The 15530-nt window shown below is 38.3% G+C and carries 12 protein-coding genes; 3 read left to right on the top strand and 9 right to left on the bottom strand.

Translation table 11 applies throughout. From position 1 onward, the window contains the following. Positions 1 to 45: 45 nt before the first annotated feature. From G466_RS0102215 to tamL, 6 genes are all read right to left on the bottom strand, one after another. Positions 46 to 909, bottom strand: a complete 864-nt coding sequence (locus tag G466_RS0102215) for a sigma-70 family RNA polymerase sigma factor (protein WP_026812180.1) — start codon at positions 907 to 909, stop codon at positions 46 to 48. A gap of 183 nt (positions 910 to 1092) precedes the next feature. Further along, positions 1093 to 3312 carry a polyribonucleotide nucleotidyltransferase gene (locus tag G466_RS0102210; protein WP_026812179.1) on the bottom strand — a complete coding sequence of 740 codons (2220 nt, stop codon included), beginning with the start codon at positions 3310 to 3312 and terminating at the stop codon, positions 1093 to 1095. A 234-nt stretch (positions 3313 to 3546) separates the two neighbouring features. Further along, entirely contained in the window at positions 3547 to 3816 is a 270-nt protein-coding gene (rpsO, locus tag G466_RS0102205) for a 30S ribosomal protein S15 (RefSeq protein ID WP_026812178.1), read from the bottom strand. Positions 3817 to 3989: 173 nt separating this feature from the next. After that, positions 3990 to 4850: an acetyl-CoA carboxylase, carboxyltransferase subunit beta gene (accD, locus tag G466_RS0102200; RefSeq protein ID WP_026812177.1), complete on the bottom strand. Its 861-nt coding sequence runs from the start codon at positions 4848 to 4850 to the stop codon at positions 3990 to 3992. A 24-nt stretch (positions 4851 to 4874) separates the two neighbouring features. Beyond that, complete coding sequence (fbaA, locus tag G466_RS0102195; RefSeq protein ID WP_026812176.1) at positions 4875 to 5942, bottom strand: class II fructose-bisphosphate aldolase; 1068 nt, start codon at positions 5940 to 5942, stop codon at positions 4875 to 4877. Between the two features lie 60 nt (positions 5943 to 6002). After that, entirely contained in the window at positions 6003 to 8546 is a 2544-nt protein-coding gene (gene tamL, locus G466_RS0102190) for a translocation and assembly module lipoprotein TamL (RefSeq protein ID WP_308427457.1), read from the bottom strand. Positions 8547 to 8621: 75 nt separating this feature from the next. Here tamL and G466_RS0102185 point away from each other — a divergent pair, with 75 nt between their 5' ends. Then, a complete protein-coding gene (locus tag G466_RS0102185; RefSeq protein WP_026812174.1) occupies positions 8622 to 9347 on the top strand; it encodes a TrmH family RNA methyltransferase in 726 nt (241 codons plus the stop codon). A 1-nt stretch (position 9348) separates the two neighbouring features. Here the strand turns inward: G466_RS0102185 and porT are convergent, their stop codons facing one another. Together porT and ubiE are read right to left on the bottom strand one after the other, a co-directional pair. After that, positions 9349 to 10065: a type IX secretion/gliding motility protein PorT/SprT gene (gene porT / locus G466_RS0102180; protein WP_026812173.1), complete on the bottom strand. Its 717-nt coding sequence runs from the start codon at positions 10063 to 10065 to the stop codon at positions 9349 to 9351. Positions 10066 to 10160: 95 nt separating this feature from the next. After that, positions 10161 to 10889 (bottom strand): bifunctional demethylmenaquinone methyltransferase/2-methoxy-6-polyprenyl-1,4-benzoquinol methylase UbiE, encoded by a 729-nt coding sequence (gene ubiE, locus G466_RS0102175; protein ID WP_026812172.1) that lies wholly within the window; start codon positions 10887 to 10889, stop codon positions 10161 to 10163. Between the two features lie 430 nt (positions 10890 to 11319). Between ubiE and trkA the strand changes: the two genes are divergently transcribed. Both trkA and G466_RS0102165 read left to right on the top strand, forming a co-directional pair. After that, entirely contained in the window at positions 11320 to 12669 is a 1350-nt protein-coding gene (gene trkA / locus G466_RS0102170; RefSeq protein WP_026812171.1) for a Trk system potassium transporter TrkA, read from the top strand. A 1-nt stretch (position 12670) separates the two neighbouring features. Further along, positions 12671 to 14161, top strand: coding sequence for a TrkH family potassium uptake protein (locus G466_RS0102165; RefSeq protein ID WP_026812170.1), 1491 nt, complete (start codon positions 12671 to 12673; stop codon positions 14159 to 14161). Positions 14162 to 14342: 181 nt separating this feature from the next. On the opposite strand, the gene G466_RS0102160 is transcribed toward G466_RS0102165, so the two are convergent. Then, entirely contained in the window at positions 14343 to 15527 is a 1185-nt protein-coding gene (locus G466_RS0102160; RefSeq protein WP_026812169.1) for a pyridoxal phosphate-dependent aminotransferase, read from the bottom strand. Positions 15528 to 15530 lie beyond the last annotated feature (3 nt).

Here is a 15530-nt window from a genome sequence, read left to right as displayed (position 1 = left end):
TTCCAATTAAGGTGTCTACTTGTGTAAAATTTAAATTGATTGGGGTTACCCAAGATATGTTTTAAGAATCTTGCTTCTAGAGGTATGTTTTAATCTTCTAATAGCTTTTTCTTTTATCTGACGTACCCTTTCTCTGGTAAGGTCAAATGTTTCTCCTATTTCTTCTAGCGTCATGGAATGTTGTCCCGCTAAGCCAAAGTATAAACGGATTACATCCGCTTCCCTAGGGGTTAATGTTTCCAAAGCTCTTTCTATTTCTGTCCTTAAAGATTCGTGCAATAATTCCTTGTCCGGATTAGGCGACTCCCCACTACGCAATACGTCGTATAGGTTAGAATCTTCACCGTCTATCAATGGAGCATCCATGGATACATGGCGACCAGAGTTTTTAAGGGACTGCTTTACATCCTCAACAGTCATATCCAATTCTTTGGCAATCTCTTCTGGGGATGGCTGTCTTTCATGAGCTTGCTCCAAGAAGGCAAAAGTCTTGTTTATTTTGTTGATGGAGCCAATTTTGTTTAATGGCAACCTAACAATCCTAGATTGTTCTGCCAATGCCTGTAAGATAGACTGACGTATCCACCATACTGCATAGGAAATAAATTTAAAACCCCTAGTTTCATCAAAACGCTGGGCAGCCTTTATAAGGCCAAGGTTACCTTCATTAATTAAATCGGGAAGCGTTAAACCTTGATTTTGGTATTGCTTTGCTACGGATACCACAAATCGTAAGTTGGCCTTGGTAAGTTTTTCAAGTGCAATCTGATCACCTGCCTTGATCCGCTGTGCCAATTCTACTTCCTCATCTGCAGTAATCAGGTCTACCTTTCCAATTTCTTGTAGGTATTTGTCCAAAGAAGCAGTTTCCCTATTGGTAACTTGTTTTGTAATTTTAAGCTGTCTCATCGAAATTTTTCCTTTCTAAATTAAGTGCACTAATCATAAGCTGCAATAGTTATACGTAGGAAAGTTAGAAATGTTACAATTAAGCTGTATTATTTTTGATTTTTGTTCATACAACATGAAAAAAGCCCCGTTTTCACAAAATATTTGGAAAACGGGGCTTTTAATATGGTGACTATGTTTTAGTTAGTCTCTTCTAGGTTTGCGATCTCTATCTCTATTTCTATCGTTTCCCCTGTCATTTCTACCACGATCTTCTCTCGGTGGTCTTGCTACATAACCTTCGGGTTTAGGTAAGATAGCTTTTCTAGATACCTTCTCCTTTTTGGTTCTTGGGTCTACACCAAAGTATTTCACATCAAAAACATCCCCCATGTTTACCACATCGGAAACATTTTCGGTGCGTTCCCATGCCAATTCAGAAACGTGAAGCAATACTTCGTTGCCTGGGGCATCTATGTATTCTACTACCGCACCAAAATCGAGCATTTTAATTACTTTCACTTCGTATACGCTACCAACTTCAGGTTTAAATAATAAAGAATCTATTTTTGCCAAAACAGCATCAATACCTTCACTGCCAACACCTAAAATTTCTACAATTCCTTCTTCAGTAACGGGATCTTCATTGATAACGATAGTTGTACCGGTTACTTTTTGTAATTCTTGAATTACTTTTCCACCAGGTCCAATTAAGGCGCCAATAAATTCGTTAGGTATACGTCTTGTAATCATTTTAGGAGCATGAGCCTTAACATCTGCAGCTGGAGTAGCAATTGTTTCAGTCAATTTCTCTAGGATATGTAAACGACCATTACGTGCTTGCTTTAACGCATTCACTAATATTTCGTAAGACAATCCTTTTACTTTAATGTCCATTTGACAGGCGGTAATACCGTCAGCGGTTCCAGTAACTTTAAAGTCCATATCTCCTAAGTGATCTTCATCACCTAAAATATCAGACAATACAGCATACTTTCCAGAATCACTATCAGAAATCAATCCCATAGCTATACCAGAAACAGGTTTCTTTAACTGAATACCCGCATCCATAAGTGCCATTGTACCAGCACAGACAGTAGCCATGGAAGAAGAACCGTTAGATTCTAATACTTCAGATACCACCCGAACTGTGTAAGCACACTCATCAGGAACCATTCCTTTTAAGGCACGTTGTGCTAGGTTACCGTGTCCTATCTCTCTACGAGATGTTCCACGAATAGGTCTTGCTTCACCTGTTGAAAAAGGTGGGAAGTTATAATGTAAATAGAAACGCTCTTCACCTTCAAAAGAGGGCATATCTATTTGGTTCGCCTCTCTAGAGGTACCTAATGTAACTGTTGCCAAGGCTTGAGTTTCTCCACGAGTAAAGAGAGCAGAACCGTGTGTAGAAGGTAAATAATCTACTTCACACCAGATGGGTCTAATCTCGTCAGTCTTACGACCGTCTAAACGGAGGCCTTCATTTAAGGTAAGGTCTCTAACCGCTTCTTTCTCTGCTTGGTAATAATATTTGGAAATCATTGATCCAAAATCCGCTGTTTCCTCTTCCGAGAAGCTAGCTTTAACTTCTTCTTTTATAGCATCAAAGGCGGCGGTTCTTTCTTGCTTGGAAGAACCTGCTTTTGCAACGGCATATACCTTGTCGTATGCCATATCATGGATCTTCTTTGCTAAATCTGCATCTTCCCTTTCTCCTTCGTATTCACGAACTTCTTTCTTTCCAAATGCTTCTGCCAATCTTACCTGTGCAGCACACTGAACTTTAATTGCTTCATGGGCAAATTTAATGGCCTCGGCCATTTCTTCTTCAGAAATCTCATCCATTTCACCTTCCACCATCATTACAGAATCGGCAGAAGCACCAATCATCATATCGATGTCGGACTCTGCTAATTGTGCACGTGTTGGATTTATGATGAATTCACCATTGATACGACCAACTCTAGCCTCAGAAATAGGACATTCAAAAGGAAAATCAGACAATTGAATAGCAGCAGAAGCGGCTAATCCAGCCATAGCATCTGGCATAACATCATCGTCATGAGACATTAATTGGATCATTACCTGGGTTTCAGCATGATAATCCTTTGGGAAAAGTGGACGCAATACGCGGTCTACCAATCTCATAGTTAACACCTCCCCGTCACTAGGTCTTGCTTCTCTCTTAAAGAAACCACCTGGGTAACGTCCAGATGCTGCAAATTTTTCACGGTAATCTACCGTAAGTGGAAGGAAATCCACATCACTTTGTTTGTAATTGGAAACAACTGTACATAATAACATACATTTTCCTGACTGTACAACAACAGAACCATGTGCCTGCTTTGCCAATTTTCCGGTTTCGATAGAAATTTCCCTACCGTCCCCGAGGTCAATAACCTCTCTAAATACTTTTGGTATCATAAATACGAATTAAAACCTACCTGTATATGTAGGCTTGTTAAACAATGGTCTTTCGTCTGTATAGACGACGTTGTTGTGTTGTAGTTGTTGTTGACCAATGAAAAACTGTGTGTAAGCTTTTTATTTTGCCCTAATATAAACCAAGGGACTTTGTAATAAAACTAAAACTATAAAAATTTTAGTATAGGTAATATAAAAAAAAGGGGAAATGTAAAACGTTTCCCCTTTTTAAATTTATTTTCTGATTCCTAATTCTTTAATTATCTCACGATACCTTACGATATCAGTTTTAATTAGGTAATCTAAAAGTGATCTTCTCTTACCTACCAATTTCACCAAGGAACGCTCAGTGTTAAAATCTTTACGATTTTTCTTTAGGTGTTGGGATAGGTGCTCAATTCTATAAGTGAACAAAGCTATTTGTCCTTCAGTAGAACCTGTGTTCTTTGCATCACCGCCGTGTTTTTTAAAAATGTCGGCCTTTACTTCTTTGCTTAAATACATTCCAATATTGGTTTAATGATTTTTATGTATGTGATTGTTTTTCAATCAGGGCGCAAAGATAGGCTATTTTTTATATCCAACGAGCATGTTTGATGATTTTTCAAAAGATTTAATAGCAACTGCAAGGGGTAAATAAAAAAAAGGCCTTGATTTTATAGTCAAGGCCTCTTCTGTTATTTCCTTACGGGTTTATTTTCTATTAAATCTATGTAGAGGTTGATTTTCTTTTTAAGGTCTCTTCTGTGGACAATAAAATCTAGAAAACCGTGCTCTTGTAAGAATTCGGCAGTCTGGAAACCCTCTGGTAATTCTTTACCGGTGGCTTCTTTAACTACACGAGGTCCTGCAAAACCTATCAAAGCCCCTGGTTCGGATATGTTTATATCACCAAGCATGGCGTATGATGCGGTTGTACCACCAGTTGTAGGATCGGTACAAAGTGAAATATAAGGGATGCCAGCGTCTGCGAGTTGAGCTAATTTAGCCGATGTCTTGGCTAACTGCATAAGCGATAGGGCGGCCTCCATCATTCTAGCTCCTCCAGATTTAGAGATCATTAGAAATGGAATCTTCTTTTTTATGGAATAGTCTATTGCCCTAGCAATTTTTTCTCCTACAACACTACCCATAGAACCGCCAATAAAACTGAAGTCCATACAGGCGATTACCAAATCCTTTCCTTGAGATTTACCTACTGCGGTCCTAACGGCATCTTTTAAGCCTGTTTTTTTCTCCGCAGAGGCCAAACGATCTACATATTTTTTGGTATCCTCAAACTTTAGCGGATCCTTGGAGGATAGCTTAGCATCTAATTCTTTAAACTTGTTGTTGTCAAATAAGATTTCAAAGTACTCCTTGCTGCCAATTCGTACGTGATAATCATCCTCAGGACTAACATAAAAGTTTTTTGCTAATTCATCAGATTCAACGATCTTCCCAGTAGGAGACTTGTACCAAAGTCCTTTTGGGGTATCTTTCTTCTGATCCGTAGCGGTCTGAATTCCTTTTTCCTTTCTCTTAAACCAAGATGACATAAGTTTCTTTTTAAGGTTAGGGGGTTATAGGGTATTCACATTATTAAGGTCCTCAAAGGCCTTTTTTAAACGCGTAACGAAAGTTTTCTCGCCTTCTCTTAACCAAACACGTGGGTCATAATGCTTTTTATTTGGCTCATCCGCTCCATCTGGATTTCCAATCTGCGATTGTAAATAGTCTTTCTTGTCTTGGATATAGTTTCTGATCCCTTCCATAAAAGCATACTGAAGGTCAGTGTCTATGTTCATTTTAATTACTCCGTATCCAATAGCTTCGCGAATTTCTTCGATTGATGATCCGGATCCACCATGGAAAACAAAATCGATATGATTGTGCTCTACGCCATATTTTTTAGATACATATTCCTGGGAATCCCTTAAAATCGTTGGGGTTAATTTTACGTTTCCTGGCTTATATACACCGTGAACGTTTCCAAAAGCAGCTGCAATGGTAAACTTGGGACTTACTTTAGAAAGTTCTTCGTAAGCGTAAGCTACCTCTTTTGGTTGAGTATATAGTTTAGAATCGTCCACATCGGTATTATCAACACCATCTTCCTCTCCACCGGTGATACCTAATTCAATCTCTAAAGTCATTCCCATCTTGCTCATCCTAGCAAGGTATTTTTTACAGATTTCAATATTTTCTTCCAACGGTTCTTCCGATAGGTCAATCATATGGGAACTGTATAACGGCTTTCCTGTTTCTTCAAAATGCTTTTCACTAGCATCTAAAAGGCCGTCTATCCATGGTAAAAGTTTTTTGGCACAATGGTCTGTGTGCAATATAACTGTAGCGCCATAAGCTTCTGCCAATGCGTGTACGTGCTTAGCACCTGCAACAGCTCCTAGTATTGCAGCTTGTTGGTTTTCGTTGGATAAGCCTTTCCCCGCATTAAACTGTGCGCCTCCGTTTGAGAACTGTATAATTACCGGAGCATTTAAACTTGCCGCTGTTTCTAATACTCCATTTATTGTGTCAGAACCAATAACATTGACAGCAGGTAGTGCAAACCCATTCTCTTTTGCATAGTTGAAAATTTTCTGAACGTCATCTCCAGTTGCAACTCCTGGTTTAATATTGTGTGCCATAATCTTAATTTATTGTAAATGATTAAATAGATGGGACAAAAGTAAATAAAATTATTAGGCTTAAAAAGGATAATTAATACCTATGTTGAATACCCCGTTCGCCAAATTATAGTCCCTGAACCATCTTTTTGAATTTTCTTCGGCCGGATTGTAGGTTTTAAAGCCCATGTCTAACCGGAATACAAAATATGAAAAGTCGTACCGGATCCCCAATCCTGTGCCTAAAGCAACGTCGGCAAGGGAGCTAAAGTTGTTAAAAGTAGCGGCTTCATCCTGAACATTATCTAATACGTTCCAGATATTGCCTGCATCGGCAAAAAGGGCTCCCTTAATATTTCCTACTATAGGAAACCGGTACTCTATATTTAAAGCTAATTTTAAGTTTGCTTCATTAAAGTCGTTAACATCTTGGGTGCGTCCCGGTCCCAAGGAGTAGGGGAGCCATGCACGGTTATCGTTAGATCCGCCCGCAAAATAACTTCGTGCAAAAGGGATGTTATCCGAGTTCCCATAAGGAATGGCTATCCCGAAAAAACCTCTAAAGGCCAGTACCTCGTTTCTAGAAATACTCCAATGTTGTATGTAATCGAATTCTGTTTTTACATATTGGGAAAAGGGTACTCCAAATACCAATTTCTTATCGCTGTCACTTTTGTCGAATGGTATGATATTGGAAACGCCCGAAAGTAGGTTGCCCGCACTTTCTACTTTAAAACGGAGCTGATAAAAATCATTATCTGTGATCCCTATTTTATTGTTTTTGTTATAAGTATAATTACTGGTGAAAATCAGGTTGTTTTCAGAAAGCCGCTTTCTTCGCTCCTCTATGCTGCTTATTTCATTATAATGCGTTGAAGTGGAATACACGTCCTTGTTTAAGATGGCATTGGTGAAGCCAGAGGTTCCTTCCGGAATAATAAGTTGTGGCTCCGTACCGCCCTCCGGAATTTCAAAAAATTCGGAAAGGGCAGGATTGTTTTGATAATTGTTAGCTAACCTATCCAATTTGTTATAGGTGTTCTGGTAGACCGAAAAGAATCTGTTGGGGTTAACATTGCGGACAAACTGAACATTTAGCAATTCTATAGTATTCTTTTTGTAATCTGTGGGCGACCAATTATATCCTAAAATTGCATTAAAGGTTTCTTTATCGAGCCCAATATTTTGTTGAAAGCTCGTTCCCAAAGATATTTTGGTCTGGGGTACCATATAGTTTGGAATCAGTTTGGAAGTGCTGAAAAGGGGCATCCATATCCTAGGTGTATTTAGATTGATGTCTGCTCCAAATTCCAGAATATTAAAAAACCGACTGTCCACTATGCTGGGGTCCTTGGAAGCACCCATATTGATTCTTCCCGAAATACTGAGATTTTCAGCACCTTTAAACAAATTCCTTGCCTGCAAGGAGGGGCTAAATCCAAGACCTAAAAATTGAATATTGGAATGGGTAACGTCAAAATCGATCCCCAAGGAATATCTTGGTCGTGGGCTTAAATGTATGTTGGCTGTTAATTTAGACCCAGTGCTATCCTCAACAAATTCGATATTTGGATATTTAAAGGTGTTTAAATTGGAGATTTGACGGTGAGTCCTAATTCGATCTATCTCCTTATAAATACTATCTTTCTTTATAAATATAGCATCGGTCAATGCCTTTGGTTTATAGCGTAGCTTGTTTTTATAATAAATGGTAAAATCCTTGTAATCTACAGATTGTAGACTATCCTCTAAACCATTAAAGGTGTAGTCGGTATAGATATTTATTTTTTTAAAGGTATGCACTTTGTACTCCGAAGTAGTAATGGCATTGTCTGTTCTCTTATTTAGATTCTCAATATTTAAAAGGATATCTAATTTTTGATTGGACCCTATTTTAGTCGTATCTCCTATCAGGTCAAATGAAATAGAACTTTCTTGAAAGTTATATACGCCAGTGTTTCTAAATAGCTCGGTTAGCCTTTCTCTTTCGTTACTTAAATCTTCCAGTTTAATCTGATTGCCTGACTTTAAATAAGATTTCGTTAGGTTTAAGCGATGAATGGAATCTAATTGGGGAGAATTTATGCTACTTTGTAGGGAATCTATTTTATACGGCTCCCCCAACGCTATGTTATAATTGATTGCAGCACGCTGTTTACGTCTGCTGCTGTCTAAGACAAAAGTGGTATTGTTGTTAAAGTACCCCTTGCTTTTATAATAGGCACTTAGTCTTTGGAGGGATCTTCTGGTTCTAAAGGTGTCTATCACTACTGGAGCTTCCCCAATATTCTTGAGCCAAATGCTGGCGCCTTTTACAAAAAAGGACTCCCCTAACCGTTCTACCTGTTTTTTAGATAGGAAGTTAATAAGGCGTTGTTCTCTTTTTTCTTTTTTATGAAGCCATGCCCTGAAAGAGGAGTCAGGGTCTTTCTTTGCTAGATTATATAAGTTTAATCTCAAGGGGTACCCTAATACTGTGCTATTGGGCTTCTGGAAAATGAGGCTATGTACATCTTCATTATTGACCTTTACACTATCGGCAAAGATCGTGTTTTTGGTTAATAATAGCTCATTATCGCCTACCCTCCTCAATGCGTTGCACGAGGTCATTGCAATTGCTAGCAATAATAAGCTTATTTTCGTAACGTTAAAATTCATAAACGATCGCATCCCCATGGAGGTCAAAAATACATTATTTGTATGGTTGTTAAAAGCCAAATAAAGTTTATAAAAAGTTTACAGCAGAAAAAGTACCGTTTACAGAATCGCTTATTTGTTGTGGAGGGCATTAAAACAGTCAGGGAGCTCCTAGCGTCTTCCCTAAAACCTTACAAGGTATACGTTAAAGATGCTTCAATATTGAATGAACATTTAACGGATATAGAAGTAATAAGCGAAGCGGATCTCAAGAAAATGAGTGGATTGGCCACTCCTAACAAAGTAGTAGGGGTCTTTCATTTCCCAGAACCCAAACCAGTAGATTATTCCGGGTGGGTGATTGCCTTGGACGATGTTCGTGATCCCGGTAATTTAGGTACTATTATTAGGTTATGTGATTGGTTTGGCATATCGGATCTAATATGTTCACTAAAAACGGTAGATTGCTACAATCCTAAAACACTTCAAGCAACTATGGGCTCTATTAGTAGGGTAAATATTGTATATAAGGAGCTTCCTTTAGTTATAGAGGAAGCAGGGTCAATGGTAGTGGGAGCATTTATGGACGGAGAGGTGGTGTATAAGTCATCCTTACCAAGTACAGGTATTTTGGTTATGGGGAACGAGGCCAACGGAATATCGAATGAAATCGAAAGAATCGTCAATAAAAGGATAAGTATCCCTCAATTTGGACCTAAAACTGCCGAGAGTTTAAATGTGGCTACGGCTACCGCTATTTTGTTGAGTGAAATAAGAAGGTCTGGGTAATCTATTCAAAAGTAAAGTTTACAAATAGGCCACGGGTCTTCATTGCGTCAATATTGCCTGTCCATGGACTATTGGGCGAATTGTCGCGCACCAGTTCGTCATTGATGGCAAATATGCCGCGGATAGAAGGGGAGAATTTAAAATATTCCAAGTAAAAATCAATTCCAAACCCCATTTCGTAATAATAGGTGTTTTTTTTCATTCTAAATCTATTACTAGAATTGTCGTCCTTGCTGTCTTCGTTGCTACTAAGGTTTAAGGATGTGGAGACACCACCGGTTAAAAATGGTTTCCAGTTTCCCAATCGTTTGGTGCTTACTTTAAGTAGTAAGGGAAAATGGAGGTAGGTAGATTTCACTTCCCTAAAGCCATCCTTTTCTGAATTAACAAAATCAGGAAATCCTAATTCCCTTCTATTGTAGTGTAGTCCAGGTTCAAATCTAAGGTCCAAGTGATTGTTAATCCGTAGCTCTCCAATCAAACCTACATTGAATCCCAAAGATTTTCCTACTAAAATATCAGTGTTATTGCCGCGGTCTTGTTTGTCATCTATATATTCAAATTTAAAGTCGTACTGGTTAAAGCCTAGAAAGTACCCCCAGTTAAGTGGATACATATCCTCGTTTTGTAAGTTTAAAACCGGTCTTTCATTAAATTGTGCAGATAATGTAGTGCCCAAAAGAATACAGCACACAAATAGGATTGTATTTTTTTTCATCAGTCTGGAAACGCATGCTTTTTTTAAATTCACGATAAATTGCATATCAATACTAAGTTAGCATAAAGAACGGCCCTATACCTGACTTTTGCCTATTATTTTGTTGCAACGTAAATAGACGCCACTCCAAATGTCTGGGGCTTGTTCTCTACATCTATAAACCCTATTTTTTTTAAAATATTGTTGAAAGCTGCGCCATGGGGAAAAACTGCAGCAGATTCGGAAAGATAGGTATAGGCGCTACGGTCTTTAGAAAATAATTTTCCAATGGACGGTAAGATATATTTCGAATAAAAATTATAACCTTGTTTGTATGGGAATTTCGTAGGATTGGAGGTTTCCAATACCACAAAAGTGCCATTTTTCTTTAGGACCCTGTAAATTTCGGAAAGGCCTTTTTCAAGATTTTCAAAATTCCTGACGCCAAAGGCAACAGTAATGGCGTCGAAAGTATTGTCTTCAAAGGGAAGATTTTCACTGTCCCCAACCACCATTTTTATGGTAGTGTCCAATTTTTTTGCTTCAATTTTCTTCCTTCCTACTTCTAGCATACCAGGGGAAATATCGAGGCCAATAATCTCTTTGGCTCCGGTTTGTACCATATTTATGGCCAAGTCCCCAGTACCGGTTGCAATATCTAAAATAGATTCAGGATTATTTTTGCCAATAATAGCCACTACCCGTTTCCTCCACTTAATGTCGATCCCAAAGGAGATTACCCTATTTAATCCGTCATACTTACCGGAAATAGTATCGAACATTTTTGTTACCTGCTCCTTCTTTCCAAGACTGGAATCTTTATATGGGGTAACTTTCTTATTCATAAGCGTGAAATTTTTGGTAAATATACTATATAGTGATAGAGTTATGGGTTTGTTTTTTGATTTATCAGTGTGCCAATGTCTTTTTTAAGTTGATGTTTATGTAAGTCAACCAGATATTATTATGTAGTTTTGCGTCTGTTTAAGAAGTTCTTAAACTTGTTTTTTTTTGAAAAATTGTAGCTAACTTTAATCATTGGGGATCTAGTTTAGTCTCATTAGTTAGGACGAAATGGTGTGAGGGTTCTAATAAAAAGCTGTAATGGCTATATGATTATGAATTTCTCTAGGCAGTCCATTTCGGATTCTTCATGTTTTCTTGTTTGGCAGAAAACATTATACATAAATAAACTAGAACAGAAACGGTTTAAATAGAACTGGACTTCAAATATATACATTACTTTTAATTGCTTTTAATCAATTCAACATACCAATGAAAATTATTATTGCAGGTGCTGGTGAGGTGGGTTTTCATTTGGCCAAACTATTATCTTATGAAGCTCAAGATATTACGCTAATAGATTGTAATAAGGATAGTCTTTCTTACGCTGATAGTCATTTGGATATTAGGGTGATAAAAGGCGATGCCACATCGATTGCCATTTTAAAGGAGGCCCAAATAGAGAAATCGGACCTTATGATAGGGGTAACTTCCTCGGAGACAACCAATATAACCTTGTGTATGTTGGCCAAGCAATTGGGGTGCAAGCGTACTATTGCCCGTATTTCTAACGCGGAGTTTATCCATAATAAAGACCTTATTAAATTTGATGAATTGGGGATTGATGAGCTAATTTCCCCAGAAGCCCTTGCAGCTGCGGAAATACAATTGTTATTAAATCAATCTGCCTTTAATAATACCTATGAATTTGAAGAAGGATTGTTGATTATGGTAGGGGTGTCCCTCCCCAAAGCAGCGCCTTTTGTGGGGAAATCAGTTATGGAAGCCGCTAAAATCTTTCCTGAACTGCATTTTATGCCTATTGCCATTCAAAGAATGGGTACTCAATATACCATTGTGCCTAGAGGTGGGACTGTATTTAAGGAGAAGGATCAAGTATATTTTGTAACCAATAGAGCCGGATTAGATGATCTTTACAAGCTTACAGGAAAGGTTAAGAGAGAAATAAAGAATGTAATGATCCTAGGGGGTAGTAATGTGGGATTTAAGACGGCTAGGGACCTTTGTCAAAATAAATTCAATGTAAAATTGATAGAAAAAAACAAGGAAAGGGCGTTTGAGCTTGCAGATGAATTACCTGATGCGCTGATTATTAATGGGGATGGAAGAAATGTTGAATTGCTAGAGGAGGAGAATTTGGAATTTATGGATGCCTTTATTGCGGTGACCGGAAATTCTGAAACGAATATTATGTCCTGTTTAGTCGCGAAATCTAAAAATGTAAAGAAAACGATGGCCCTAGTAGAAAATATGGATTATTTTCAATTATCGCACTCCATTGGAATCGACACGCTACTGAATAAAAAATTACTTGCTGCCAACCATATTTTCAGACATATTAGAAAAGGGGAAGTGGTAGCCATGACGAGGCTGAATAATCTAAATGCAGAAATATTAGAGTTTATTGTAAAACCTACTTCTTTAGTAAACGGTAAATTTATTAGGGATTTAAATTTCCCGAAAGAAGCTACCATTGGTGGTGTGATCCGTGATAATCAAGGGATAATTGCCTTGGGTGGATTTAAGATTTCCCAGGGCGATAGGGTAGTGGTGTGTTGTTTGCCGAGTGCTATCCGTAAAATAGAAAAGCTTTTCCTTTAAAATGGCGCTAAACTCAAAGATAATTTTTCACTTAATGGGGCTACTGTTGCTATGCAATGGTGGGTTTATGGTCTTAGCAGCCATTGTTAGTGGTATTTATGAAGACGGTGTAACCATAGAAATTGCCCTTGCAGCAATTGTTACTATGTTAGTCGGAACCTTATCTATGTTCTACACCCGGGAGCATGATAAAGAGGTTAAGCGCCGTGAAGGTTATATTATAGTTACTTTTGGATGGCTGGTAATGTCTATTTCAGGAATGTTGCCCTATCTTTTTTCTGAAAGTATTCCTGGAGTAACCAATGCCTTTTTTGAAACAATATCGGGTTATACTACAACTGGTGCCTCTATAGTAGATGATATTGAGGCGTTGCCAGAAGGCATTCTCTTTTGGAGGAGCCTTACACATTGGATAGGTGGAATGGGGATAATTGTGTTAGCTATAGCTATTTTACCATTATTGGGAATAGGAGGAATGCAGTTGTTTGCCGCAGAAGCGCCAGGTCCTAGTGGAGATAAGTTGCATCCAAGGATTACCGATACGGCTAAAAGATTATGGTTGATCTATTTTAGTTATACCGTGGCGGAAACAATCTTGTTAAAATTGGCCGGAATGAGCTTTTTTGATGCGATTAATCATTCTTTGGCTACACTCTCTACTGGTGGATTTTCTACAAAAAATGCCAGCATGGCGTATTGGAACGATCAACCATTGGTTCAGTATATAGTCATATTATTTATGTTTTTGGCGGGTAGTAATTTTGTATTGAGTTATTATGCCTTTAAAGGGAAGGTCCAAAAAGTTATTATGGATGAGGAGTTTAAAGTGTACTCCATTTTAGTTGTATGTTTTGCTCTTCTTTCGGCTTTGGTAATATACTTAAAGGCCAATGTGCCGGTTTCGGACTTTCATCCAATGGTATTTGGAGAAGCTGAAAGTGCATTTAGACATGCGCTATTCCAAGTGGTTTCCGTAATTACTACCACGGGATTTGTAACGGCAGATTTTACTGCATGGACTCCATTTTTAACAATCTTGTTCTTTATACTAATGTTTATTGGAGGGTCCGCAGGTTCTACTTCGGGAGGTATAAAAGTTATGCGCCATGTTCTGATTATAAAAAATGGCTTGCTGGAATTTAAACGCACTTTACATACCAACGCTATAATTCCGGTGCGTTATAATAATAAGACCGTTCAGCAGCATATAGTTTATAATATCATAGCTTTCTTTGTGCTATATATGTTGTTGTTTATTATTGGCTCTTTGGTATTGGGAGCGCTTGGACTGGATTTTATTAGTGCTATCGGGGGTGCTGCATCCTCACTCGGGAATGTAGGGCCTGCTTTTGGGGAATTAAATCCCGTGAGCAATTATAATAGTTTGCCCGCTTTTGGAAAATGGTGGTGCGGAATTTTAATGTTATTAGGTAGGTTGGAGCTATTTACCGTGTTGATATTGATAACGCCTTACTTTTGGAAAAGGAGCTAAAGGGTGATTAATGCATTATTATGGGGTTGGCGATTTTGTCTTCCCTACTTTAGTACTATGGCAAGCGGAAAAGAAGTTGTAGAGTTTCTGTCTTCTGGTCGGTATTAGCAAAATGTAAAAACAAAAAAAAATGGACATCGGTTAGGATGTCCATTTTTGTTTTTACGAAATTTAAATGCGACTATAAAACCGCTTTTATTCTGGCTATAGCCTCTCTTAATTCCTTTTCAGAGGCTGCATAAGAAATTCTAATACAGTTTTCATTTCCAAATGCTTCACCAGTTACGGTAGCTACATTGGCTTTTTCCAAAAGGTATAATGAGAAATCGGAAGCATTATTAATTGTAGTTCCGTTAAGTGTTTTTCCAAAGAAGCTGGAAATATCTGGAAATACATAAAATGCACCTTCTGGTACGTTTAAATTAAATCCTTCTATTTCACCTAATAATTCCAATACGATGTCTCGTCTCTTATGAAACTCATCAATCATGAATTTTATGGACGATACAGGTGCATTTAGAGCAGCAATGGTAGCGCGTTGTGCTATGGCATTGGCTCCACTGGTAATCTGCCCTTGAAACTTGTTGCAAGCTTTAGCGATCCATTCTGGTGCGCCAATGTATCCAATACGCCATCCAGTCATAGCAAACGCTTTAGACACCCCGTTTACGGTTACTGTGCGGTCGTACATACCTTCTACGTTGGCAATACTTACGTGATTTCCTTTGAAATTGATGTGCTCATATATTTCGTCGGATACTATAAAGATATTTGGGTGCTTACGCAATACTGCTGCAAGGCCTTCCAATTCCTCTTTGCTGTATACGGATCCACTTGGGTTACAAGGGGAGCTAAACCATATCATTTTAGTTTTTGGGGTGATGGCGTTTTCTAGCTGGGCCGGGGTCATCTTAAAATCGGTGTCTATACTCGTTGGCACCTCAACAGGTACCCCTTCCGCTAATTTCACTATATCGCTATAGCTTACCCAATAAGGAGCTGGGAGAATAACTTCATCACCGTGGTTCAACATTACCATGGCAACATTGGCCAAGGATTGTTTTGCACCGGTAGAGACTACTATCTGACTAGGGCCGTAAGTAAGGCCGTTGTCCCTTTTAAATTTATTGGCTATTGCTTCTTTTAAATCGGCATACCCATCTACTGGGGAGTAACTGCTATAGTTCTGATCTATCGCTTCCTTTGCTGCCTCTTTAATGAATTCAGGAATGTTAAAATCTGGTTCTCCCAAACTAAGGCCAATGATATCTTTGCCTTCGTTTTTTAATTCTCTCGCTTTCGCGGCCATAGCTAATGTGGCCGAAGTGGACATTGAGTTAATCCTATCGGATAAATGGTTCTTCATTAT

The organism is Arenibacter certesii DSM 19833 (assembly GCF_000429545.1).
Taxonomy (GTDB): domain Bacteria; phylum Bacteroidota; class Bacteroidia; order Flavobacteriales; family Flavobacteriaceae; genus Arenibacter; species Arenibacter certesii.
The sequence above is the reverse complement of the archived record's forward strand: the minus strand, read 5'-3'. Positions and strand labels throughout refer to the sequence as shown.

Excerpts from the sequence above, each read along its gene's own strand:
- G466_RS0102215 (WP_026812180.1), bottom strand. The coding sequence starts at position 909 with ATGAGACAGCTTAAAATTACAAAACAAGTTACCAATAGGGAAACTGCT.
- G466_RS0102210 (WP_026812179.1), bottom strand. The coding sequence starts at position 3,312 with ATGATACCAAAAGTATTTAGAGAGGTTATTGACCTCGGGGACGGTAGG.
- rpsO (WP_026812178.1), bottom strand. The coding sequence starts at position 3,816 with ATGTATTTAAGCAAAGAAGTAAAGGCCGACATTTTTAAAAAACACGGC.
- accD (WP_026812177.1), bottom strand. The coding sequence starts at position 4,850 with ATGTCATCTTGGTTTAAGAGAAAGGAAAAAGGAATTCAGACCGCTACG.
- fbaA (WP_026812176.1), bottom strand. The coding sequence starts at position 5,942 with ATGGCACACAATATTAAACCAGGAGTTGCAACTGGAGATGACGTTCAG.
- G466_RS0102185 (WP_026812174.1), top strand. The coding sequence starts at position 8,622 with ATGGTTGTTAAAAGCCAAATAAAGTTTATAAAAAGTTTACAGCAGAAA.
- porT (WP_026812173.1), bottom strand. The coding sequence starts at position 10,065 with ATGAAAAAAAATACAATCCTATTTGTGTGCTGTATTCTTTTGGGCACT.
- ubiE (WP_026812172.1), bottom strand. The coding sequence starts at position 10,889 with ATGAATAAGAAAGTTACCCCATATAAAGATTCCAGTCTTGGAAAGAAG.
- trkA (WP_026812171.1), top strand. The coding sequence starts at position 11,320 with ATGAAAATTATTATTGCAGGTGCTGGTGAGGTGGGTTTTCATTTGGCC.
- G466_RS0102165 (WP_026812170.1), top strand. The coding sequence starts at position 12,671 with ATGGCGCTAAACTCAAAGATAATTTTTCACTTAATGGGGCTACTGTTG.
- G466_RS0102160 (WP_026812169.1), bottom strand. The coding sequence starts at position 15,527 with ATGAAGAACCATTTATCCGATAGGATTAACTCAATGTCCACTTCGGCC.